Source organism: Streptomyces sp. NPDC004111, assembly GCF_042874215.1.
In the GTDB taxonomy this organism is placed as follows: domain Bacteria; phylum Actinomycetota; class Actinomycetes; order Streptomycetales; family Streptomycetaceae; genus Streptomyces.
Map to the genome: position 1 here is coordinate 1 of NZ_JBIAMU010000043.1, position 22557 is coordinate 22557.

General features: G+C 68.1%; 24 protein-coding genes and 3 pseudogenes. 16 read left to right on the forward strand and 11 right to left on the reverse strand.

Annotated features, from left to right (window positions below):
- Window positions 1-438: 438 nt before the first annotated feature.
- From ACFYVL_RS43660 to ACFYVL_RS43675, 4 genes are all read left to right on the forward strand, one after another.
- Window positions 439-792: an HNH endonuclease gene (locus ACFYVL_RS43660; protein WP_389255576.1), complete on the forward strand. Its 354-nt coding sequence runs from the start codon at window positions 439-441 to the stop codon at window positions 790-792.
- Between the two features lie 190 nt (window positions 793-982).
- Complete coding sequence (locus ACFYVL_RS43665) at window positions 983-1186, forward strand: hypothetical protein (protein WP_389255578.1); 204 nt, start codon at window positions 983-985, stop codon at window positions 1184-1186.
- A 1548-nt stretch (window positions 1187-2734) separates the two neighbouring features.
- Window positions 2735-3022 carry a hypothetical protein gene (locus tag ACFYVL_RS43670; RefSeq protein ID WP_389255580.1) on the forward strand — a complete coding sequence of 96 codons (288 nt, stop codon included), beginning with the start codon at window positions 2735-2737 and terminating at the stop codon, window positions 3020-3022.
- On the forward strand, window positions 3019-3810 hold the full coding sequence (locus tag ACFYVL_RS43675) for a hypothetical protein (RefSeq protein WP_389255582.1): 792 nt from the start codon (window positions 3019-3021) through the stop codon (window positions 3808-3810). The genes ACFYVL_RS43670 and ACFYVL_RS43675 overlap by 4 nt, the downstream gene beginning before the upstream one ends.
- 397 nt (window positions 3811-4207) lie before the next feature.
- Here the strand turns inward: ACFYVL_RS43675 and ACFYVL_RS43680 are convergent, their stop codons facing one another.
- A complete protein-coding gene (locus tag ACFYVL_RS43680; RefSeq protein WP_389255584.1) occupies window positions 4208-4333 on the reverse strand; it encodes a hypothetical protein in 126 nt (41 codons plus the stop codon).
- Window positions 4334-4629: 296 nt separating this feature from the next.
- On the opposite strand from ACFYVL_RS43680, the gene ACFYVL_RS43685 reads away from it, so the two are divergent.
- From ACFYVL_RS43685 to ACFYVL_RS43700, 4 genes are all read left to right on the forward strand, one after another.
- Complete coding sequence (locus ACFYVL_RS43685) at window positions 4630-4887, forward strand: hypothetical protein (protein ID WP_389255586.1); 258 nt, start codon at window positions 4630-4632, stop codon at window positions 4885-4887.
- A gap of 108 nt (window positions 4888-4995) precedes the next feature.
- The gene (locus ACFYVL_RS43690) at window positions 4996-5562 is read left to right on the forward strand and encodes a DUF4352 domain-containing protein (RefSeq protein ID WP_389255588.1); all 567 of its coding nucleotides are present in this window, start codon (window positions 4996-4998) and stop codon (window positions 5560-5562) included.
- A gap of 233 nt (window positions 5563-5795) precedes the next feature.
- Entirely contained in the window at window positions 5796-6422 is a 627-nt protein-coding gene (locus ACFYVL_RS43695; protein WP_389255590.1) for a hypothetical protein, read from the forward strand.
- 67 nt (window positions 6423-6489) lie between these two features.
- The gene (locus ACFYVL_RS43700; RefSeq protein ID WP_389255592.1) at window positions 6490-7164 is read left to right on the forward strand and encodes a helix-turn-helix domain-containing protein; all 675 of its coding nucleotides are present in this window, start codon (window positions 6490-6492) and stop codon (window positions 7162-7164) included.
- Window positions 7165-7243: 79 nt separating this feature from the next.
- On the opposite strand, the gene ACFYVL_RS43705 is transcribed toward ACFYVL_RS43700, so the two are convergent.
- The 3 genes from ACFYVL_RS43705 to ACFYVL_RS43715 form a co-directional block, all read right to left on the reverse strand.
- Window positions 7244-7426 (reverse strand): hypothetical protein, encoded by a 183-nt coding sequence (locus ACFYVL_RS43705; RefSeq protein ID WP_389255594.1) that lies wholly within the window; start codon window positions 7424-7426, stop codon window positions 7244-7246.
- Between the two features lie 82 nt (window positions 7427-7508).
- Entirely contained in the window at window positions 7509-8054 is a 546-nt protein-coding gene (locus tag ACFYVL_RS43710) for a flavoprotein (protein WP_389255596.1), read from the reverse strand.
- Entirely contained in the window at window positions 8051-9367 is a 1317-nt protein-coding gene (locus tag ACFYVL_RS43715) for a hypothetical protein (RefSeq protein ID WP_389255598.1), read from the reverse strand. The genes ACFYVL_RS43710 and ACFYVL_RS43715 overlap by 4 nt, the downstream gene beginning before the upstream one ends.
- 274 nt (window positions 9368-9641) lie before the next feature.
- Here ACFYVL_RS43715 and ACFYVL_RS43720 point away from each other — a divergent pair, with 274 nt between their 5' ends.
- Both ACFYVL_RS43720 and ACFYVL_RS43725 read left to right on the forward strand, forming a co-directional pair.
- Entirely contained in the window at window positions 9642-10022 is a 381-nt protein-coding gene (locus tag ACFYVL_RS43720) for a hypothetical protein (protein WP_389255600.1), read from the forward strand.
- A 199-nt stretch (window positions 10023-10221) separates the two neighbouring features.
- Window positions 10222-10446: a hypothetical protein gene (locus ACFYVL_RS43725; RefSeq protein ID WP_389255602.1), complete on the forward strand. Its 225-nt coding sequence runs from the start codon at window positions 10222-10224 to the stop codon at window positions 10444-10446.
- A gap of 722 nt (window positions 10447-11168) precedes the next feature.
- Here the strand turns inward: ACFYVL_RS43725 and ACFYVL_RS43730 are convergent.
- Window positions 11169-11501: a PadR family transcriptional regulator gene (locus ACFYVL_RS43730; protein ID WP_073810844.1), complete on the reverse strand. Its 333-nt coding sequence runs from the start codon at window positions 11499-11501 to the stop codon at window positions 11169-11171.
- A 307-nt stretch (window positions 11502-11808) separates the two neighbouring features.
- Between ACFYVL_RS43730 and ACFYVL_RS43735 the strand changes: the two genes are divergently transcribed.
- On the forward strand, window positions 11809-12330 hold the full coding sequence (locus tag ACFYVL_RS43735; protein ID WP_389255633.1) for a SigE family RNA polymerase sigma factor: 522 nt from the start codon (window positions 11809-11811) through the stop codon (window positions 12328-12330).
- Window positions 12327-12911, forward strand: coding sequence for a PASTA domain-containing protein (locus tag ACFYVL_RS43740; protein ID WP_389255604.1), 585 nt, complete (start codon window positions 12327-12329; stop codon window positions 12909-12911). Before ACFYVL_RS43735 ends, ACFYVL_RS43740 begins: the two co-directional genes overlap by 4 nt.
- Window positions 12912-13199: 288 nt before the next feature.
- On the opposite strand, the pseudogene ACFYVL_RS43745 reads toward ACFYVL_RS43740, so the two are convergent.
- The 4 genes and pseudogenes from ACFYVL_RS43745 to ACFYVL_RS43760 all read right to left on the reverse strand — a co-directional run.
- Window positions 13200-13454: pseudogene (locus tag ACFYVL_RS43745) on the reverse strand (site-specific integrase); the annotation flags it as partial.
- A 328-nt stretch (window positions 13455-13782) separates the two neighbouring features.
- Window positions 13783-14538 (reverse strand): transposase family protein, encoded by a 756-nt coding sequence (locus ACFYVL_RS43750; protein WP_389255606.1) that lies wholly within the window; start codon window positions 14536-14538, stop codon window positions 13783-13785.
- Window positions 14539-14893: 355 nt separating this feature from the next.
- Entirely contained in the window at window positions 14894-16708 is a 1815-nt protein-coding gene (locus ACFYVL_RS43755; RefSeq protein WP_389255608.1) for a zinc-ribbon domain-containing protein, read from the reverse strand.
- A 170-nt stretch (window positions 16709-16878) separates the two neighbouring features.
- Window positions 16879-17373: a hypothetical protein gene (locus ACFYVL_RS43760; RefSeq protein WP_389255610.1), complete on the reverse strand. Its 495-nt coding sequence runs from the start codon at window positions 17371-17373 to the stop codon at window positions 16879-16881.
- 959 nt (window positions 17374-18332) lie between these two features.
- On the opposite strand from ACFYVL_RS43760, the gene ACFYVL_RS43765 reads away from it, so the two are divergent.
- From ACFYVL_RS43765 to ACFYVL_RS43775, 3 genes are all read left to right on the forward strand, one after another.
- Complete coding sequence (locus ACFYVL_RS43765; RefSeq protein ID WP_389255611.1) at window positions 18333-19133, forward strand: hypothetical protein; 801 nt, start codon at window positions 18333-18335, stop codon at window positions 19131-19133.
- A 94-nt stretch (window positions 19134-19227) separates the two neighbouring features.
- On the forward strand, window positions 19228-19683 hold the full coding sequence (locus tag ACFYVL_RS43770) for a hypothetical protein (RefSeq protein WP_389255613.1): 456 nt from the start codon (window positions 19228-19230) through the stop codon (window positions 19681-19683).
- A 72-nt stretch (window positions 19684-19755) separates the two neighbouring features.
- On the forward strand, window positions 19756-20514 hold the full coding sequence (locus ACFYVL_RS43775; RefSeq protein ID WP_389255615.1) for a transposase family protein: 759 nt from the start codon (window positions 19756-19758) through the stop codon (window positions 20512-20514).
- A 231-nt stretch (window positions 20515-20745) separates the two neighbouring features.
- On the opposite strand, the pseudogene ACFYVL_RS43780 reads toward ACFYVL_RS43775, so the two are convergent.
- Window positions 20746-20916: pseudogene (locus ACFYVL_RS43780) on the reverse strand (transposase); the annotation flags it as partial.
- Between the two features lie 236 nt (window positions 20917-21152).
- Window positions 21153-21308 (reverse strand): annotated as a pseudogene (locus tag ACFYVL_RS43785) (IS5/IS1182 family transposase); the annotation flags it as partial.
- A 350-nt stretch (window positions 21309-21658) separates the two neighbouring features.
- Here ACFYVL_RS43785 and ACFYVL_RS43790 point away from each other — a divergent pair.
- On the forward strand, window positions 21659-22489 hold the full coding sequence (locus ACFYVL_RS43790) for a hypothetical protein (protein WP_389255617.1): 831 nt from the start codon (window positions 21659-21661) through the stop codon (window positions 22487-22489).
- Window positions 22490-22557: the final 68 nt, after the last annotated feature.

The window sequence follows — 22557 nt, forward strand, 5'->3', positions numbered from 1 at the left end:
ACCGCGTCCGCCTTGAACTGCGGCGGGTAGTTCTTCATGACCACGAGATGTCCGTTCTCAGATCCTCAGGATCCAGTGTCTCGTGTGTTCAACATCAGGGGGTAAGGCCCGGGCACCAGAGAGGGACCAGGGGCGACCGTCTACCGCACACGCGGAAACGACGCGCACCCCCGTTGGTCCCTACTACTGGGGCAAGAGAGAGCGGGTTACCGCGCACCCACCCAACGGGGTAATCCGGCGGACCGAGTGCCTGCCTCTCTCTGCTAGCCCTGCACACGCCGACTACGGCCGTGCTGAGCGCGGGGACTGCTCGACTGTCCGACCCATCCTTTGAGCCTGTCTCGCGGGCAGGGGAACGGTCGGGCAGTCCCCACCGTGTCCGGTCCGCATGGGCGCCGGCGCACACACGAGCACCAGGACGACGACACGGGGGCCGACATGACGCGCTGTTCCGACTGCACCGAGCTTGCAACCCACCGAGGGCGCTGCCACAAGCACCACCAGGCGTACGGACAGCGTTCCGCGGTTCGCTCCCGTCACCGGCAGCGCAAGCATTCGGCACAGCGGTATGCGGGTGCTGCGGCGCTGCGGAAGCGGCTACAGGCACGGGGGCACGGATGGTGTGACTGGTGCTTGGACGACTTTCCGGCGGATGCCGTCGACGTCGACCACGTGAAGCCGCTGTCCCTCGGTGGCGAGGACGTGGCGAGCAACGTTCAAGTGCTCTGCCGGCCGTGCCACGTGCTCAAGACCGCTACGGATTTCGGGGGCAGCGTTGCCGTACATCAGTGAGGTTGAAGAGTTCGAGCACGGGCCGGAGGAGCTTGCCGAGATTGCCGACACGGTGACGGTGGTGCTTCGCCGGCGGAGGGGTGCGGACGGTCCGGTGTGGGCGACGAGCACGGCTACGGATACCGAGCCCCACCAGAGGCGGGAACTGATTTAGCCCCCGCCCCTGCATGGTCTACTCGCGGTTGTCGAGGTGCTTCCGCTTCTGCTGCTCCTGGTCGCGCTGCCGTTCGCGGAGTGCTTCCCGTCGGCGTCGTTCGACTGCCTTGCGCTGCCGTTCCCGTTCCTGCCGTCGCTGCCGCTCCAACAGGACTTCTTTGCGATGGGCGGACGTCTGGGGCCAGATGGCACGGGCGAGGCTACGCGCGCCGAACACGACGATGCCAAGCGCGGCTAGGACTAGGACGGCCCACCATGGAGCCGTTTCGGGCAGGGAAAACATGATCTTGAACCTTCCGACCTGAATGGTCGGCGGGTCACTTACGCAGCGAGTACGACGCTCCCCAGCGTGCTGCGGTGGTGCCCGCCCCGGTGTGTGTTCACGGGGAAGGCAGAGTTCGGCCCTCGGGGGGTGATCTCGGGTGTTCGCTTCAGTGGGACGGGTGCCCATGCGGGTACGTTCTCCCAGGTGGTATGTCCGAGGAGGCGGGAGAATAGACGCAGAAGGACACGAACGAAGAACGCAAGCAGGCAAGCAACGAGTTCGGCCACCGCAGCACGGAACTCGGTTACAGCCCGACGCTTTTGCGCAGGTGTCCCGGCGTGGCGTAGTGCAATCTTCGCTCGGACTAGACGTTGAGCCCCAGCGGTTGCCGTGATAGTTAGTGCGGCAGCGACATCGCGATCGAAGGCGGTACTCCCTTTCCCGTAAAGGTATGTACCGACGCACATCAGATGCTCGTACGTCGCTCCTTCAGTTGCATGGGCCAGCACCTTGAACGCCTCGCGGAGCTCCTCGGGTTCGCTCTCTTCCATCTCACCTCCTACGGCTGCTCCAGTGTACTGGGGCTAGCTGACGGTGCGTGACTAGCTACCTGCTCGCGCTGCGGCGGCATGGACATGCGGTGGCTTCGTAACGCGTAACAGGGCAAGAGGCGCCACGTCACTCTGCGTTGCCCCGCTCACTGTCCCGCCCACCATGCGGCCCCGATGCTGCCCGCTGCGGTGACGAGCGAGACGAGCCATACGGGGACGCGTTGGATGGTCAAGTGGAGCCCTCCGCAGCGGAGTTCGAACTGTGGGGGCGTGGCAGGTTTCTGTGACATGGCTCCATTGAGCCGTGTATGGGGTGGGGCATAGCAACCCCGTTGGCCCCTCTCGCTGTCACAACTCATTTGTGACATTCGCGTCTCACTGACGCTATACCACCGTCAGGAGGTGCCCCCTGCCCCGTAAGCCCCGCCCCCCGTGTTCTGTCCCGGGGTGTCCCGAGCTGACTACTGGTGGGCGCTGCTCTGTACATGCGAGGGAGGCGAACCGGGACCGTGCGTCACGTGGCGCTGTCTACACCACGCGGTGGCAGCGCGTCCGTAAGGCGTTCCTGTACGCGAACCCGTGGTGCGTGCTGTGTAGTCGCACGGCCAACGTGGCCGATCACTTCCCTGTGAGTCGACGGCAGTTGCTCGCTCGGGGCGAGTCGAACCCTGACGCTGCGAAGCATCTGCGTCCGCTGTGCACGTCGTGCCACAACCGGGAGACCGCACGCCACCAGCCCGGCGGGTGGGCGTCCGAGAGGGTCCAGCCCCGTCGGCAGTAGCCCCGACCAGGGGGGTACTCCCCTCTCTCCCGCCAGAAGAGCGGCAGGGAGGGAAGTAGCTAGCGCCGGTGCTGTCGGCGTTTTTGGAAACCCCGAATTGAGGTCGCCTGCCCCGCCGGACTCCTCGGCTACACCTCCGGCATCCTGCGCTGGGGCGGCAATGGGCTCGGCGGCCTGATCATGTCCTGGATGACCGGCCAGAGCGCCGCCACCGTCGCCGCGTCGTCCACGCCCCGCATCGACGGCAACGGTGCCCTCGTCGTCACCATCCTCTGCATCACCCTGTTCCTGCTCCGCAAGAAGTTCCCCAAGGACAGCAAGGGCAAGTTCAAGAAGGGCGTCCTCTGCGGGGTCCTGCTGGCCATCGGGACTGGCGTGTTCGCCGTCATCGGTGACCTCGTCGCCCCCGGCGCCAACTCCCTCGGCGCATGGGCACTGTCGGCAGTCGTGAACGGCAGCCTCGGGAGCCTGGTGTGACGACCGCACAGTGGCTCCGTGCTGCCGCTCACCGCATCGGCCGAGGCTCCGGATACCTCTGCTGGTTCATCAGCCACCGCACGGTGAGCACCGTCCGCCAGTGGATCACGGACGTACTCCGATGGCTCGGGGAGGCCAGCGGACTCAAGTGGTGCGTCCGCCTCGGGGGCCTGCTCCTCCTCGGCCTCGTTGCCCGCAAGATCGGCGGGGGACTCCTCGGAGCCATCGCCGCGCACAGCGACCGTGCTGCCTGGCTCCTCTGGCCAGCCGCCGTCGTGTGGTGCATCGCCGCGTACCGCACGCACGACCGGCCCCGCATCATCCGTCCCAAGGCCCCGGCGGAAGCGGCCAGCACCGCCTCGGAAGCAGCGACAGTTGACGGCCCAACCCCCCTCATGTTGTGCGAGTTCATCGACCACCTGCGTGCCGCAATCGGGGACAGCAAGGGCGCGCACCTGACCGTGCTCGCCGAGCACCTCACCAAGGCGACCGAGAGCACGTGGACGCCGGCCGACGTCCGCCGGGTGTGCGGCAACGCGGGCGTGCCTGTCGTCGACGGGGTGCGGATGCCCGGCCGCAGCCCCTCCACTGGGGTCCGCCGGGACGCTCTCCCCGACCCCTCTCCGACCCCTTCTGAGAGCGGCGTAGGAGGTGTAGGAACCGCAGGTCAGGAATCACCTACAGGGGTGCCTACACCTACAGGCCGCGCCTACGAGATCCAGGACGACCCGGAAGACCCCCACCGGCACACCATGCACTGGCCGTCGAAGGGGGTGAACACCCCATGATCCGCACCCTTCTGACCGCCCTCCGTGTCGACGTCCCGGAACTCCCGTACTGCCCACGCTGCGGCGGCCACTACCCCGCACACAGCCACTGAGGCCCCCCTTGCTTGGTGCCGCTGGCATCCCCGCATGTGCGGGGGAAATCCTCGCCGTTTTCGAGACGCTCCAGGCCGGGGCGTCTCCTCCCCGCGCACGCGGGGGTGTTCCGGTTGTAGAGTCTTAAGTGACACGGGGTTGCGAACTCCATGTCAGCAGCACCAGAACAACGCGAAAGGCCCGACCCGGCGGCTACCGGATCGGGCCCTCGCGATGCAGTAGATGAGCCCGGCCGCCTAGATCTCGGCCGGGCTCACTGCGTGAGCTACCGACCCCTGCGGCCGTCTCGTGTGGCCATAGACAGTTACTGCACGAACTGCCCCACACAGGCGATGATCGCCACGAGCACGCCCAGCACGGCGAGGCCGACCTGCCACCTCTCGGGGCGGGTCCATCGGTTGCCGGGCTTACCCATGTCGGGATTCACCACCGCTTCCTCCTTCTCCTCCTACGAGCCCCGAAGTTCAGGGCTCAATCCACCGAACCCGTCCGTGAGTTCGGCGCGTTCGTGAGAGGAGCGGGTGAAGCGGCATAAGACTATCGGACGCTGCATCAGGTCCATGGCGGGCCGTATGTGTCTAAGTCCGAGCAGTGACTTTGACACTCTGGATAGGAGCTGCAGCGCAGAGCGCTCCCCACTGAGGTCTGGCAACCTGACCACGAGGCCCCGCCGCGTCCACCCCATCCCCCGACGCGGCGGGGCCCACCCGTGAGAGGAGTGCGGCAATGCCCACCACCTACACCGGGCCCGGCACGCTAGCCCTGCCCGACGAGGACGGCGTCACGGCCGTGCCCGTGTACGTCAGCCTCAGCACAGACCCGGTCACCGGGGAATGGCGCGGCACCATCACGCCGTACGACCCGCTGCCCCTCACGCACGAGCCCGTGGAACTTACGCTGCCCGGAGGCACGCCCACGCCCGCACACCTCTTGGAGGGGGCCGGGCTGGAGATCTACGGGACCGGCACACCGCCCTGGCAGTAGCCACCCCTCCCCTGCCCAACTGGCATGTCACAGGACAGACACACCGCCGCCACACGGCCCACACGCGCGGCACGATGCTCACCTCAGCACTTGAACCCAGGGGGACCCATGCGCACCCGCCACACCATCGCTGCCACAGCCGCGACCCTCCTCGCGACTCTCACCGCCTGCTCGTCCTCCGGCAAACTCGCCAACAAGCCAGCCCCGGCGGCCACCAAGCCCGCGCCCAGTCCGACGCCAAGCCCGACCGAGAAGCCGCTCACCGTTGGCGACACCAAGTCCGTCAAAGACTCCATCGGCGGCTCCGACTTCACCGTCACCGTCCTTGCGTACACCCAACCGGCCAAGGGACCCGAAGCGCCGTCGCCCGAACTTGGCGGCGACGTCTGGGCCACAGCCGAGGTCAAGATCTGCAACACCAGAGGGAATACCTTCGCCGTCACTCAGTTCACCTGGTCGCTGGCCTACGACGATGGGACACGCGTCGAGCCGACCGGCCTCAACGGAGGCGACCTCCCGAAGCCCGAGTACCCCACCACGGAGACACCAGTTAAGGAAGGGCGTTGCGTGCGTGGGAAGATTCCGTACCCCGTGCAGAGCAAGTCCCGGCCCGCGCGGATCGAATACAGCCCACAGGCCGCTGAACCTGTGGAGTGGATCGTTCCTGCCAAGTAGACGAGGCCGTACGGCGAGCGGCAGTCAACTCGGCCTGCCGCTCGGTACCTCTGTCGTAGTTGCACGTTGGACGATCATCGTTCATAGTTTGCCCCAGTTCCGGCGTGCCCGGAAACAACCGCCCCGCCACCGCGCGGGGCTTCGTCATGTCACAGGACAGACACACCACCCACACAACTCCCCCCAGCACGACACGATGACCCCCTCATCACAGCAACGTCCCAGGGGGGACCATGCACCGCCGCCACACCGCCATCGCCCTCACCGCGACAGCACTCCTCGCACTCACCGCCTGCCAGGACATCAAGGCCACCGTCCCGGAAACGGTCACCAGCACCCCGACCGCACCCAACGGAGCGGCCAAAGCGCCAGCCGACGACAAGGCCCCCGCTCCCCTGCCCGACTTCGTGGGCCAGGGACTCCAGTCCGCACAGGACAACGCCCAAGCCGCCGGGTTCTACCTGTTGAAGAGCCACGACGCACTCGGCAGAGGACGCAAGCAGGTCCTCGACCGCGGTTGGAAGGTCTGCTCCCAGACCCCGAAGCCCGGCAGCCACCCCACTTCCACCACTGTCGACTTCGGCACGGTAAAGCTCGAAGAGTCCTGCCCCGCCGGTGACGTTGCCGAGCCGGAGAAGGCCGAGGGGACGATGCCGAACCTCGTGGGCAAGAGCGTCAAGGTTGCCCGCGAGTCGCTGCCCTCCAACACGTCCCTGAGCGTGGAGGACAGCTCCGGGCAGGGCCGCATGATCCTCGTCGAGTCGAACTGGACGGTGTGCACCATCGATCCCTCGGCAGGATCTGCGCTCAACGGTCAGCCGGTCACGATCGGCGCCGTGAAGTTCAAGGAATCCTGCTGACCCACCCATGACCGGCCCGGCCTGCCCATCCCCCGCAGGCCGGGCCTTCGTACGCCAGGAGGTGACCATGCCAGACGGCAAGAAGATCCGCGTCACCGATGCCGAACGCGAAGAGTTGCGGCGCCTCCACGCCGCTGGCCACGGACGCAACGAGATCGCCCGCCGCACGAACCGCAGCCTGCGCACCATCAGCGTCCAGGCCGCCACGATGCACCTGTCGTTCGACCGGACCGCCACCGAGGCCGCCACCCGCGCCCGCATGGCCGACCTCGCCGAGAGGCGGACGATCCTCGCCGACGCCCTCACCGACGACGCTCTGCGCCTCTCCGCACAGGTGTGGGAACCGGCCGTCGTCTACAGCTTCGGCGGCAAGGACAACACCTACGTGGCAGCCTGTGCGGGAACGGCGGGCTCAGCAAACGCCACAGCCGAGGCGACGCGGGCGGCAGACTCGGCCGCCCAGGGGCAGGCTGACTGGCACCGCGACTTCGAGATCAGCGTCAAGACACGTTACTCGGACAAGATTAAGATCAAGGGGTACAACCAGCACAACGACTACGTCATCAGCCCCTGGGTTAACAGCCCCAACGACTGGACGAAGGTCAAGGGCTGGTGGTGGAACGGCACGGTGGAGATCGTCGGCTACCAGAACAGGACCCATACGACGCGCTCCACGCAGTGCACCATGCCCTTCTACGACAGCACGAACCAGAAGTACTGCGACGCCTGGGACAAGCTTTAAGCGGGTTGGATAGCGCGGCGATGGGATTGCTGCTGCGAGACCGCCCCGCACGGGAGAACGACCGGGCGGGGCGGTCGCATCACGCCGCCTTGATAAGCTCCGCGCGCACCGCGTCCGCCCACTCGATTAGCAGGTCCTGATACCGCCGCTCGTCCGCCGGCCGGAGACCGCGCTCGTCAGCGCGGGACCAGAGCGCGCGGATGTCCTCGTTCACCACAGCAGCAGGCCGTACGGAACCAGGGGCGGGTGGGGTTGGGGGCATGGGATAAGCGTAGGGGTTGACACGGACAACTCCCCCTCTCGCCTTCGAGCGGGAGGGGGAGTTCGTCCGTCCAGGGCCGGGGTCAGCCTGCGAGGTCTGCGGCCGTGCGCAGGGCCTTATCCCATGGGTACTTCGCCAACTGTTCTCCGCCGGTACCGGGTTGGTGCGGCTCCCACTCACCCGGCCCGTACAGAACCCGGACACCCCACCCGCGCAGTACTTCAACCGACTGCTGGGTAGCGGGGTGCGCGTCGAGGGCGGTCGACCAGAAGGGCAACGCGACGACGGGCACGCCGATCCCGACCATCTCGGTGATGAGTCCTAGCGCGTAGGTGTCGGCGATCCCTGCGGCCAGCTTGTTGACGGTGTTCATCGTCATCGGCGCGCACACCACCGCGTCCGCCTTGGGGTGGCTCTTCTCCTCCCCCGAGCGACGCCACGACGAACGGACCGGGCGCCCCGTCAGCGCAGCAAGGCCGGCCTCGTCGAGGAACCCGCCCTCGACGGCGGTCGGAGTGCCGATCACGCAGACGTCCCAGCCTTCATCGACCGCGGCTTTGACCAGTTGGTCAAGCTCTGAGGCGGGTCCGGCTGCACAGGCAATGACGTACAGGACCGGGTCGCTCATACCTGTACCGCGGCGCGGGACGCCAGCTCTCGCAGCGCGGGCAGCCTGCCCGCGCGGTCACGGGCAATCATCTCCCCGATCAGTTCCTTCACTACTGGTCGCGACAAGACTTCTTCCTCCGCTTCCTTCTCTGCCTTGAGCAGCGCTGATACCGCCTTGTCGGGTTGCCCGCACAGGTGCAATGCCCGCGCCACGTCCATCCAGTACACCGCGCGCCGTTCCGTGACCGCGAGCTGGGTGACGTCCACTTTGCGGGCGGCGTCGAGCGCCTGCCCCGCATTGCCCAGTGTCAGCGCGATCGAGAGCCGGTGCTGCTGAACGTTCTGCTGCCCGAACGCGGTCCACTGCAAGTTGCTGCTCTCGTCGAGGAGCTTCGCGGCCCTGGCCGACTCGTCGAGGAGTTCCGCCGAGGTGTCGGCGTCCCCTCCTACGGCAGCGGCCCACGCGCCGCGGAGGAGCAGGGCCCCGAACACCGCTGCCCGCGCGGGCACCTTTCCTGTTACTCCACCGCTGAGCTGGTCTGCGCCGACGATGGCGATCCGGATTGCCTGCTGCTTGTGCCCCACTGCCGCCACCGCCTGCGTCAGGCTGCGCGAGGCTGCTGCGATCAGTGCGGGGTCGTCTACGCGTCGGGCTGCTGCCATGGCGCGTTCGGCAGCGATCCAGGCTGACGCGCTGTCCTCCGCTTTCAGGAGGAGTGATGCCGCTACGTGAAAGGCGTGGACCGCCGCGATGTCGAGCTGTCGCTGCTCTTCCTCGGACTCGCGGGGCTCGGCGAACTCCACCAGCAAGCCGGGCAACCGCACAGCTAGTTGTGAGTAGCGGCAGGCCTGCACCTGCCGCTTCGCGGACGCGGTTGCCTTGACGATCGACTCGACGCTGCTGGGTTGTGAGGGTCTCGGAAGGGTGCCGGTGAGGACATCGCGGATGCCGGACGCTGGGTCGGTTGGCGGGGCGGCAAGGAGGTCGTGCGCGGACATCGGAAGTACAGCGGCGCCGACCGCGGTCGCGGAGCGGGTCATGAAGACACGTCGATTCACCCCTTCATCGTGGGCCGGTCCCAGACCTCCGGACGCCGCTAGGTTTCGTGGCCGTCGTTGGAATCCGAGTTCCTCGGGTGAGCGCCCGAGCAATGCGGTCAGTACCGTGCGGGCGGGGGGATGCGGCCATCCGGGGCGGGAGGATTCCCACCGCCTGATCTGGCGGACGGTCACTCCGGCATCAACGCCCAGTTCAGTGGCCTTCTTCTGGAAGGCGTCGACGAACTTCTCCTGGGTGTGGATGCCGGCGGTTACGCGCGCCTGGACGAGCAAGGGGTTTCCTGGTGGCGCTGGCATGGCGGGCCTCCACGTGCGGTTCTTACACACGGTAGCCACGGTGTGGGCGCTGCGTCTCGGAAATGTCCTCTGAAGTGTCCGGTAAAGCGCCCTGTGATCCGGCCTCGTCTTGACACCCGAAGTGGGGTGTCCTTCAGACATGAAGTCCACCGGTCAGACAGGTTGCAGAACGGATGAGGTCGCTGTGGCGGAGTGGTTGGCCCACACGCACGACGATCCGGCGACTGCGCATAGGGAATGGCGTAGCCGGTTGCTGACGGTGCTCCCGCTCGGCGTGCGGTTCGACGCGGTGCGGATCCCGACCGACGTCCTGTACGCCGCGCTCGGCAACACTCCCATCGAGGACGTACCGGCCAAGCTCGACGGTGTGCTCGGCGGGCCGGTGATTCAGGACGCGTACCGCTGGTTCTACGCACTCGTCCCGGTCGGTAGCCCGGACCGCTGGCAGTTCCGTTCCGCCGAGTACAAGGGTGCAGGCTGCTGGCTGGGGGTCCCGCAGATCGACAAGGTCCGGCCGCCTGGTGCGTACTGGCTGGTGCCGCCCCGGCAGCCCCGCCGTCTGTGTTCGCTGGCGAGCGTGGCTGAGCTCGTCGGGGTGGGCTCCGCCCGTCTCTCGGGGAGGCCGTCGTGATCACGGGTATTCAAACGCCGGCCGCGGGCGCCGACCGATGCAGGCGGCGTCCCGTCCAGCCGCCCCCCGAGCAGGAGGCCGCGCACAAGCGGGCGTACAGCGCGTACCTGGATCACGCCGGGTCCTGCGCCGAGTGCCTGGCGGACCACGAGTGCGAGGCCGGTGCTGTCCTCCGCCGGGCGCTCCGGGTGGCGGGCCGGTGATCACCCGCCTGTACCGCGGTGACCCCATCACCCTTGCCGACGACCCCCACATGGAAGGCGCGACCGTGACCCGCTGCCCCGGCGGAGAAGAGGACCACGAGTTTCCCGAGGAGACCACGTTCTGGGCCCGTTGCCAGGAGCACGGCTACACGTTGACGTGGTCCCCGCTCTCGGACGTCCGCCGTGCCGCCGCGGCCGAATCTGAGATAGCCGAGGAGTAGCCCTCCAGCACCCGCCCTCGCCGCTGCCTGCTGCGGCCGGCGGGGGCGGGCCCCAGACACCCCCTCCGATAGTCCTGTCCACCCGTGGGGGGTTCGGCAGGGGTGGTCGGAGCGGGCCTAAGCGGGGCGTGGCGCTCCCAAGACCCCGGGGCGTAGCGCTCTGGCGGGTGCCTGCCGAGGGGCGGGACTAGGCAGGCACCCGCACCACCTACTAGACGAGATCGGCGAGCGGAATGTTGAGGACGTGTGCGACGAGGAGTAGGGAGTCGAGGCTGTATGGCTCTCGGCCAGCCTCGATGCGTTGCACGGTGAAGCGACTGACCCCGGCTGGCGAACGAGTCGTTGGAGCACCACCTGCTGAAGCTGGAGCTGGTGACCCTTGCCCGCGCCGTCGGCTGGTGGAGGAGCCGTGGGTCTCGGGGCTGACCGCGGTTCGCACGTCGGGCACGACCGAGGCTGCCGCGTAGGTTCCGCGAGCGGGGCGGCGATCGGCGCCGCGGTGGCGAACGCCCGGCCCGTCGGGCGGTGGAGACCAGGCCGAGCCGGACCCGGACTCCGTGCCCGGCGACGTCGGCCACCTCGCGCAGCCCTCCGGCCGGACCGGAGAGCGATCCGGCGGGCGGCGAAGTCGGTCACCTCCGCGAGCGCGCCGGTGCCGTACGAGGACGGGTAGAGCGCGAGGGCCCGCCGGAGAAGCCAGGCGTTCAGGGGGTGCTTCGAGGTCATGCCGAGCCTCCTGCGGAACGGGTCCGGGGTGCCGCCAGGCGGCGGTCCGCCTCGCGCAGGGCGGAGCGCAGGCGGTCGGCCTCGGTCCTGAGCGACTGTTCTCCGTCCGGGGTGAGGGTGAACACGCGTCGGGGGCGTCCGTCCACCGTCTCCTCGCGCTCGACGCGGATCAGCCCCTCAGCCAGCAGGCGGTCAAGGGTGCCGTAGAGGCTGCCTGCGCCCAGTCGCACCCGACCGTCGGAGATCGCGGCGACCTCGTCCCCGAGCGCGTAGCCGTGGCGCGGCCGGTCGGCGAGTGCGGTGAGGAGGAGGAAGGTCGGCTCCTGCATGGAGCGTTTGTTCTTCACCCGGCACACCGTAGTACGGTCACCGTAGTATCCGGCAAGAGGCGCCCCCGTTCTTCTCGGCCGGCTGCGGGCCGCCCGCCCGGCAGCCCTCCGCTTCGCCGGGCCCCGCCCGCGCCCCGGGCGGCAGCGGCGCGAGGTCCTGGGACACCCTTCCGCCCCGGCTGTGATTCACGTCACTATCGGCGGCTCGGTGCAGCACTCGACCCCGTTCCGCCGTCATGGGGGCAGTGATCGGGACGGGACGAGGAGAGGAGGTCGGCGGGTGAGTTTTCGCAGGAGCGGTCCGGGCATCGGATTCACGGAGTTCGTCGCACAGCGGTCGGGAGCGTTGTTCCGCACCGCGTATGCGCTGACCGGTGACGTGCACGTGGCCGAGGATCTGGTGCAGGAGACGCTGGAGCGGGCGTGCCGACAGTGGCGGAAGGTCGCGGTGGCGGACTCGCCGGAAGCGTACGTGCGCAAAGTGCTGGTCAACCTGGCCAACGACCGCTGGCGGCGGCTGTCGCGCCGGGGCGAGCGCCCCGGGCTGTCGGGGGTGCCCGAGACGGCCGACCCCCGGGACCGGTTCGGGCAGGTGGATCTGCGCGCGGAACTGATCGAGGCACTGCTCGGGCTGCCGATGGGCATGCGCAGCGTGGTGGTCCTGTACTACCTGCATGATCTGGACGTCCGGCAGATCGCCGGCGTCCTGGACATCTCTTCGAGTGCGGTGAGGTCCCAGCTTGCCCGCGGCCTGGCCAAGCTGCGCGATTCCGTATCGGGCGCCCAGGCGCCGCACACGCCGTCGGCCGCTTTCGGAGGTACGAAGTGAGGAACACATCGTCCGGACCGGCCCCGTTCGAGCCGGACCTCGAAGCCGAGCTGCGTGCCGCGGTGGCCTCCTTCTCCGACGGGCCGAGGGCGCCGGTCGTCGACGCGGCCGCGATCGAGCGAGCCGTCAGCCGCAGCCGCACCCGCCGGGCGCTCCTCGGCACCGCTGCGGCGTGCTGCGTGCTGGCGTGCGCCACGGTGGGGTTCTTCGCGCTGAAGCCCGTGCCGCCCGCGCCCGGCGCCTCCCCGTCCCTGTCCCCACCGGCGAACGGGGCGTGCACCCCGCTCGCCACCGGCACCCCCAAGAGCGGAAGCGCCGATCCGACTCCGACACAGGAGCAGGAGCAGGAGCGGACCGCGGGAGCGGGCATCGCGCTGCCTGACCTGGCCGGCATGCCGGTCGAACAGGCCGGAAGCCTGCTGCGCGGACTGGGACTGAGCTGCACGATCATGCGGCACACGGACTGGAACGCTCCCGCCGGGCAGGTGATCAGCAGTCAGCCCCGGGGCGGCGCACAACCGGTGGCACCGGGCTCGTCCGTCCTCCTGCTGGTCTCGACGGGCAAACCCGGCGGAACCTGAGCGACCGGGCCCTTCGGCCCGCGCACCGGCCGAGTGACCCAGGGGCCGGTGCCGGGCAGTCCGTCGACCGCGGCGCACCGGCTGGACACCCGCCCCTCCCGGCCGCTGCTGGACTTTTCCGAGGGGCGCGTGCGGGGAGGGGAGTGGGGGGGGAGGGCTCCTACCGGTGGGGCGCAGGGCCGTGGCGTCGGCGGAGCATGCGCGCACAGACGCTCCGCCCGTGCGCGCCGACCGCCGACTCCCCGTCCCGGCCGCGCCATGACCAGCGCGCACCGCTCCGCGCGCGGGTCAGCGGCGGGCGTCCCCGGGCGCGAGCAGAGCGGTGACGTCCGCGATGGCGGCCGCCGAGGGTTTGAAGTACCGGCGGACGTTCTCGACCTTCTTGTGCCGGGACTTGGCCATCAGCATCAGCTCGGAGGCGCCCTGCTCGCCGAGGTGGGTCAAGCCGGAGTGGCGGTACTCGTGCAGGCCCCAGCCGGTGCCCGGCCCGGCGTGCGCGGTGTGCTGGTCGAGCAGCGCGCGGGCCTGGCCGTAGGAGAGGCGTAGGCAGTGTCTGACAAATGATCACCGAGCGTGTGCGTACTCAGCCCGAGTGCCTTGTTGTCCCGGCGTCCACCAGTGATTCTGGGCAGGTGCCAGGACAGGGGAAGCGAAGGCGGGGGCAAGAGGACGCGCGGCAGCGTCTTGCTGCTCGCACCGCGCCGGACGCGGGACAGTGGGAAGTGGTCGTTGAGACTCCGGACCAGGCGGAGATGCGCACGAGGTTGCGCCGTCTTCGGGAAGCGGGGGTCGACGGGGCGATGATCCGGATCGACACGCTGTGCGGACGCCTGGAGGTGCCGACCACCTACCGACTGAGCGTTTTCCAACCTCATGCTGATGCGTGGTGAAGGACGAGGACGGCCTTCACCACGTGGGTGATGCGGTTGGTGCTGCAGCGGAGCTTCCGCAGGAGGCGCCACCCCTTGAGGGTGGCCATGGCCTGCTCGCCGAGGCAGCGGATCTTGGCGTGGGTGGTGTTGTGGCGGCACTTCCATCTTGTGAGTCGGCGGCCCCGAAACGGTACCCGGACGGGCCCGCCGGCGCCTTGATACGCCTTGCCCGCCCGACATCTGAGTCCTGCTTCGGTGAGGGCTTCGATGATCCCGTGCTGTCGAGCGGCGGTCAGGTCGTGAGTCGAGCCGGGCAGAGCGGGCGAGGCCCGGAGCAGTCGTCCGAACGGATAGGTCAGGACCCGCACGTTCATGCCGTGACGCTTGTGCTTCCCGGAGTAATAGGGCGTGTCGGCGGCGATGCGGTCGATCGGCAGCAGGGTGCCATCGAGGATGACGAACTCCTTCTTCCGGATCGTCCGCATCGCCTCGGCCAGGGACGGGGCGAGGGCAGACAGGGCCTCAACGGCTTCACGTATGTATCGGTGGACGGTCGCGATCCCGATGCCGAATCCGGCGGCCAGTTGGGCACAGGTGTCACCGCACCGCAGGTGGGCCAGGGCGAGCAGGGCCTGCCGCGAGGCGGGAAGGCGCCGCCACCGCGTCCCGATCTCCTGCCGCCTGGCCGTCAGCCGTCCGGTCAGGAACCGCAAGGTGCGGCTGGACAGATCAATCGAGGACGGGTAAACAAGCACGCGACGCTCCTGGCAGACACGGGTGATCTTGGTCGAGAACCCGTCTACCAGGAGCTTCGTCGTTGAGCAGGACTGTCCAACTCGCGGCCAGCACCGCCAGCTTGGAAAAGGCTCACTCATCACCGACCCGGCATGGCACCGGCTTGAGGACGGAGGCGCAACGCGTCACCTATCAGCCCTCTGACAACTTCTGGACCCTGCAAAGGACAGAGACCGGCGCCTTCCTGGCACTCGCCGTCGCTCTCGGTGCTCTGTGCGTCTGGTGGACGCGGAGGCGGCTGACCTGACTGGACCGGCCCTGGCGGGGCTACCAGGACTTCGGCCACCTCGACCAAGCCAGAACCTATCTGCCGAGCTACCGCCAGGACCCCCGTTGCCGCTGTGCAAGTGCCCACTCCTTGACCCGTTCGATGGTCGCGTCCGGTGTGGGAGCCGACACGAAAACAGCGAACTCCGCATAGGCCGGGTCACTGAGAGGGAGCGGCGGTAGCGGGTGCTCGCGCAAGCGGGCCACCAGGTAGTCGGCAGCGAGCAGATCACGCGACTTCTCAACGTCCAGGTCAGTCTTGTCCGCATGCCAGTAGGCGCCGTCGTATTCGATGGCCAGGCGCTGGCCGTCAGCCAGCTCGGTGGTGATGTCCACAAGCCAGTTCGCCCTCCGGGTGAATGCTTCGTCCCGCACCGACGGGCCGGATGATGCCTTGCCGAAGATGCGCTCAGCAGCTGCGTGGTGGTCCAGTTCGACCTGGGACTTCCCGTGCTCTCGGCACTCGGGGCAGCCGCTGCCGCTCGCCCGCGTCGCCAGCGCCGCCTGCCATACGTGCTGCGGATTCACAGAACACACCCAGGTGGGCGTGTACAGGGTCTGGGCGGATGGGCGGACGTGCCAGGCCGAGACCGGGTTCGTCGGCGACCATTCGGCCGCCAACTCCGGAAAGTGGTAGGCGAGGGAGTCGAGGATCGTGCGGCAGTCGGGGCAGCGAAGGCGCTGTCCCTTGTCTCGCTGGGCTGGCGTGGCCTGCCACTCGTGACCACAACTCGGCTCCCGCCACCAAACTGTCCGGCGCGACCCCGGCGACGTCTTCGCCAGTTCGATCCTGCCGTTCTTCGTCGGGTGCCACTGAGCCGCGATCTCAGCACTGATGCCGAAGGTAGCGGGATCGATTTCACCCATGGCTACGCGATCCACCAGTGTGTCCTGCCCCCGGCAGGACGGGCAGCCTCGTTTCAGATACGTGAGCGGCTCCATGCGCGGGTGGTGTCCCTGCGGGCACCGGAACCGGCGCAGCGGCCCCGGGCCCGCGGCCATCACCGTGCGCGAGTCGGTGTCATCAGCCCATGCCGCGAGCAGCTCCGGCACGTCGGAGACCGGAGTTGCCTGGTATCGCTCGTACTCCGCTTGCCACTCGGCACGCCGCTTCGGTCCGCACTCCGGGCACTCCCGGAAGTTGACCATGTCGAGGACCCGCTTCGTGAACCTCAGCCCACAGTCCGGGCAGCACCAAGCCGCCTCCCGGCGAGCCCTGACGGTGACGGAGTTCCACGCCTCAACGTCGTTGCGCTCGTGGTCCCACCAGTCGACAACCGGCAGACCGCTGTCCTTGAGGAGGTCCCGCTCCTTCGCCCCGCCAGGACTGGACGTCTGCCGATCGCGCCGGGGATTGGTCTGGCATCTGCAGCCGAAGGCGATGTCTCCCAGCCGGTCCGCGCTCAGCCGCCCGCAGTAGCGGCATCGGACGAGGTGAGGATCGTCGGCGAGCGATGGCTCAGTGAGGGCCCCGAGGTAGTCGTATCCGTTCGTCTCGGCGCACTTGCGTGCTTCCGCTGTCGGGACCGGGGCCATGTCCGCGTACGCGCCCATGCGATGCCGGGCCTCCTGCGCCCACCGCTTCCAGTAGCAGGCTCTGCACGTCGCCTCCCCGTACCCGTTCTGCTCAAGGGTGTACTCGAAGCGGTAATGCGCCTCGCAGCCGCACACGAGACACCGTGTCAACCGCCAGGCTTTCGGCTTGGTGAAGGATTCCAGCGGCTCCAGGCCGCCCTCTCGAAGGATCTCTGTGATGTGGGCATCGCACCAGGCATCTCGTGTGCGGGTACGAAACGCGGTCGACTGCTCGCAACCCAGCCGTGCACACTGCTGGCCTGCCTTCGAGGACGGCATAGAACTCATGTGCGGATTGTCGCAGCTGATGCGTCGGACGCGCAGTTTCCGTACTTCTGGCCACCCACCGATAGCCCTCGGCGCGCGTGACCCGCAACACCGCGCCCGACGTCACCGAACGGCCCTGCTAGCAACGTTCACTCCCGGCGTAAAGGTCTATGGGCGAGCAATCACCACAGCTACGAGGCCAGGCGCAACCGGTCGACGTCGGGCGTGCCGAACAGATCGTCGAAGCGACCGGCTCCCCGGGTGGAGATCAGAAGGTACGGGGCACCCGAGCCTGCAACACTGTGCGGCCCCTGCCTTCCTGCGGTGAGGACGTCGTGCGGAGTCCACGCATCAAGGTCGTCGAACACGTAGTAGACCGGGAGCTGTGTCCAGGCAACGAGCTGCAAATGCGCCAGCACCGCAGACCGTTCGACAGCATGTCGACCCGTTTGCCTGCTGGTCATGCTGCCCTTGCAGTCGATCAGCACGATGTCCTTGGCCCTGGCCGCAATGAGATCCGGAAACCAGCGGATGGAACTGTCGGTCTTCTGGAGCGCGCCTTGAAGTGCCCGGCTCAGCTGCCCTTGACCCCAGAAGTCGACCTTCCACCCTCGTTCGGCGAGTTGTTCGGCGACGTACTGCTCATGCGCGTCACCTATTGCTTTCCGCTGCTGAAAGCTCGTCATGGATCCAGTGTGGCCCGCAGAACAAGGCACGTAACCTGGGGTGGATTGAACCTGGCCACCCCGCCTGTGTCTCAGTAGTTCTCACTGTGTTCGCGTCAGTCCGTAGACGTCCGGATACGTCCGGGGACGTTCACCGCAACTTGGCCGAAATCCGACGTCTCAGCTGCGCTGGCTGCAGGGTTCTGGCCGTGGTTGTCCGACGAGCTGGAAGACCTTCTCGGGCTGCGTAGCGTTTGAGGCATAGGAGCCAGTCCCCTCCGCCCCGGCCCGTCTCACCACACCCGATTTCCTGACCCACTTCAGCAGATCGCGGCACCCGGCCGCGGTGGCCGGGAACTCGTCGGTGGCCAGCACTGCCCCGGTCACGGAGAGAACCGCAGCCACGTGGGCATCCCCTACCGGGACACGCCCGCCCGCCCGGCACCGGCAACGCACCATCCGCAATCAGGGGCCGACACTGCGAGACCGGTACAGATTGGTCAGAGACGTCAGGAGTCAGGCCCCAGATCCGAGACAGCATCCCCACAAGTCCCGAACGCGACACGCTCTAACTCGACCGCCGACCGCACCTATGCGGCAACCGATGTTCGTTGATGGCGGCGAACGTCCGCGACATGCAGCAGTGACGAACGCGATGCGGCAAACCCTGCGTTCCCCCGCGGAGCGACGCACTGATCTGCGCAGCGATGCACACCGCATCGGGCGAATGATGCAGGTGAGGCCCCCACCTCCCCCAACAACGTTGAACAGAAGTGCAGTTGGACCATCAGTGAGTTGCCGCCAACTTGAAGTCGCAGGTCAAAGGGCTGGCGTGACTGGTCCTCCGGGTGCTCGTGCTGGTCGTGGGTGGCTGCCTGGGGTGTAGATCGTTTGCCGACGGTCGGCTGTCGGTTCTTGCGGTACGTCTCGTTATGTCGGCCCCTCACAGAAGGGCGGATTCCACCTGGGACCATGAGCGGATGTCCGAGGAATCGAACCCGATGTCTAGCCTGTGGCCGCTCATGCCGCCTGGGGCCACCGACTGGCTGCTGGAGCTGTGTGGCGACGGGCTCACCGGGTTCATGCCTCCGGCGATGCCTGACGCGGTGTGGGTGCTCAACGCCATGTACGAGCACGAGCAGGGACCAACCGAGGTGTCGTACGACGAGTACCACCAGGCGCGTCTTGCCGACGGGAGTACCCAGCCCCACGTTGTCGGAGACCTCGACCTCGACGCCGTAAGTATCGCCACGGGGGGAGGTCTGGGCCGTGCCCGGCACCCCGGCCCTGGCTGGCGGCGGCTGCGATGGACCGAGCTTGCCCGGCGGACTGGCGACCCGATAGTGCCCGACGGGCTGATGCCCTCCTACCGCTGCTTTCCCTCGGCCAAGAAGGAAGGCAGCTGGCCACTGAGCATGGTCCCGCCGACCGAAGGAAGCCTGGACCGGGAGACCTGGAATCGGCTAATCGCCGTCCTCACCGAGTACGGCGCCGCGGGCCCGGATACCCGCTGTCTTGCCTACTACAACCCGCTGATGCTCGGAGCCACCGACTTCGACAACCTCCACGTGCGCGCGGGCCGGCTCGGCGACGCCGAGCTCCTGTATGACCAATCCGAAGCAGACTTCAGCCCGTCCAATCTCTGGGCCGATGACCGCTCCTGGGTCCTTTGCACCGACTACGACCTGTGGGCCACCAAGGTCGCCGGTTCACCAGCCCTCATCCATGCATTGTTGAACGACTCCGAGATCGAGGCGGTTCGCCTGCCTTGGGCACACTGATGACGAGCCGCCCTGGCTCCTTTGCCAGCCCTGGAGCGCGAGCACATCCCAGTTTCTGCCCGCTGGGGCCGGACAGCCCTCTACGATCCGGTGCATGCTGGATCCCGAGCTGCTGGAACGGATCACCGCGCGGCGCGCGGAACTGGACGAAGTCGAAGAGCAGCTGGTCAGCCAGCTGGCGGAAGTGCGGGCCGAGCGGGACGAACTCGCCGTCGCCGAACGCGTCCTTGAACGGATGACCGGGCAGCTCGCCGAGGAACGCGCCTGCGCCAGGCCGATGCCGGGGCAGGTGGGCGGCCGGGCGGTGATGCTGATCCCGCACCGCGAACCGGGCGTGGAGGAGCACTCGCTCCTGTGGGACTACCAGCGCATCATCACCGCCGTGCGGCAGGCCGCCGGAGCGGTCATGGCCCGCGAGGTCGGCGAGATAGTGGGGGTGGACGTCAGCGTGCAGTCCAAGCGGCAACCGCTGCGCGGCAAGCTGGTCAGACTTGTCGACCGCGGCTGGCTGCGGAAACTGCCCGACGGTCGGTTCACCACCCGCCTGTGACCAGCAGCACCGCCACTCGGAGCGGCTCGGCACGGGCGTGACCCGGTTGCCCCCGGCGGCCGTTGGAATTGTGTGACGAATGCCAAAGGACGCGCCGAGGACACCTGCCCGCTTGTTTACCAGTGCCGTCTGACGCTGTCCACGCGCACCGTCAACCACCTCGCCGACCTGCTACGGCGTCATCTGAAGGCGATCCGGTCCAGGTGGCGGATCCTGCCGCCCGGGAAGATCGCGGTGATCGTCCTGGCCGTACTGCGCCACGACCAGCGCCTGGCCGACATCGCCGGCGGCAACAACGTGTCCGAGTCCACCGTCCGCCGCTGGCGCGACGAGCTGATCGGACTGCTCGCCGCCCAGGCCCCGCGCCTGGACCGCGCCCTGCGGAAGATCGCGAAGCAGGGCGGGGAGGTGGTCCTGATCGACGGCACCCTCATCCGCACCCAGCGCCGCACCGGCAAGGCCGACCGACGGAACTACTCCGGCAAGCACCGCAGCCACGGCCTGCACTTCCTCGCCCTGACCGACCAGAACGGCCGCCTGATCTGGATATCCGCCGCCCGGCCCGGCCGCACCCACGACAACACCGCCGCCCGCCACGACCACATCCTGGCCCACCTGCGCGCCACCGGCCTCGGAGCCTTGGCCGACCTCGGCTTCCGCGGCCTGGACAACGACATCCTCGACCCCGTCACCGGCTACGCCGCCAGCCGCACTCACAAGCTCACCCCGGGCGAGAAGGAAGCCAACCGCGTCCGCCGTCGGACGCGCACCGGTCGAGCACGGCTTCGCCCACCTCAAGAACTGGCGGATCCTCACGAAACTCCGTCCTGATCCCGCCCGAGCCACCCGACTTCTGCGCGCTCTGCTCGCCCTGACGAACCTCGAAGTCAACCGTTGACGGATGATCTTCTCCGTGGGCACCCGCCCACGACCAGTATGAGTACCCGGTGGACCGGGCACGCCAGCCCCTTGAGCTGCGATTTCAACTTGGCGGCAACTCAGTGGCTGGTCGTGGTTGAGCAGGCGCGTGATGGCCAGGGCCGCACCGCCGTCGGCCAGGTCGATGCCCCAGGTCACCGTCTCGCCCAGGGCCAGTACATCGGCGAGGAGTTGGAGCAGGTCGGGCTCATCGTGCGCGATGCGCCGGGACAGCAGCCGGTGGCCGCTCTCGTCGATCGCGACGCAGTGGTGGTGCGTCTTGCCCGCGTCGATGCCGACCCAGGTCGCGGTCATATGGTGCCTCCGTGCGGTGTGCTGCTGGCGCTTCCCACGGACGACCTCGCTGTCGATTCTCTATTCAGCGATCATTCGCAATTCCTCATTGGCAGGCGAGTCGTCGTGGGGCGCCGGGCGGCCAATCAGTGGAAGCCATCAACGCCGGAGCCTTTTTCAACCACACCTGGCACCCCTGGGCGGGTCAACCATACGAAGGGCTCACCCTGTCCCGCAGAACAACGTGGGGAGCCTTTTCAGCGTTGCCCCTCCAGGGTGAGGACGGCTCTGGTGATGACGGTCATGCGGTTGGGGCTGATGCGCGATCTGCGGAAGGTCTGCCGGGACTTCAGCCGTGCCATTCCTCGTTCGACGGGCGCCCGGGCTGCGGACAGGGCCCGGTTCGAGGCCCGGTTTCGCGACCACCAAGACTTCGAAGTCGCGTTGTCACGAGGCAGCGAAGACTGCGCCGGCGGCTGTGATGGGGGGACGATCTGCCCAGTGTCAGAGGCTGCTGGCAGCATCGGCGCCTATGAAGATCACGCGTACTACCCCGCCGCGGCCACGCGACGTGACCGCACTGTTCCCGCATCTGGCCCCGCTGGCCCGCACGGCGACCCGGCTGCATCCCGTCCCCGCGTCCCCGTCGCCACGCAGCAGTTCGGTCGGTGGTCCGCTGTTGTGGCCGGCCGATGAGCCGTGGCCACACTGCGAAGGACCGCACGAGTGCGACGGGACGAACCCGCCCCCGTCGCTGTCGGACGTGAGACTGGAACGCCGGATCCACGCCGCTGCCCAGGGCCGGGAACTGACCCCGCAGGAACAGGAGGCCCTCAGCCGCATTCATCCCCCGCGGACCTATCCGCTTCCGAGCCCGAGGCACCAACCGTATGACGGGGCGATAGCGCTGCTGCCGCTGGCGCAGCTCTACACGCGGGACGTGCCCGATCTGCGCGCGCCCGCCGGCACGGACCTGCTCCAGGTGCTGTGGTGCCCCTTCGACCACCCTCCCAAGGAGTACATGCCCAGGACCGTTCTGTTCTGGCGATCCGCTGCCGAGGTCACCGACATCCTCACCGCACCCCCGGAGCCGCTCGCGGTGCAGCGCGCCGTCTACCTTCCCCAGCCGTGCCTGCTCGTCCCGGAGCAGGTCACCGAGTACCCCAATCCCGTGGAACTGGGCCAAGAACTACGGAGTCTGATTGCGAACTGGAGCAGAGAGGAAGCCGCCCGTGACACGGTGGACCGCCCGTGCGAGTCCTACCCGAGCGAGTTCTACACGAGCAATCTCTCCACCGCGCCCGGCTGGAAAGTCGGCGGCTGGGCCTCCTGGTGCCTGACCGACCCCAGCCCCCAACGCTGTCCCGCATGCGACACGGCAATGAACCCCCTGCTGACCATCGCCACCAGCGAATGGGACAGCAGCAACCACAGCTGGATCCCGTACGAGCAGCAACAGTCCACAGCACCCACGAGGGCGGGCAGTCCTCGGCAAAGTGCCCCGATCGCCATCCTGATCGGCCGCGGCTACCAACAACAGCTCTACGTCTGCCCGGTGTCACCGGAGCACCCGCACAGCGAACTGATGCAGTAGACGCCCCGGGGAGTGACTCCTTTTTGATCGAGGCAGTCCGGGACGTGGTGGGGGTGCAGGGGTCGCCG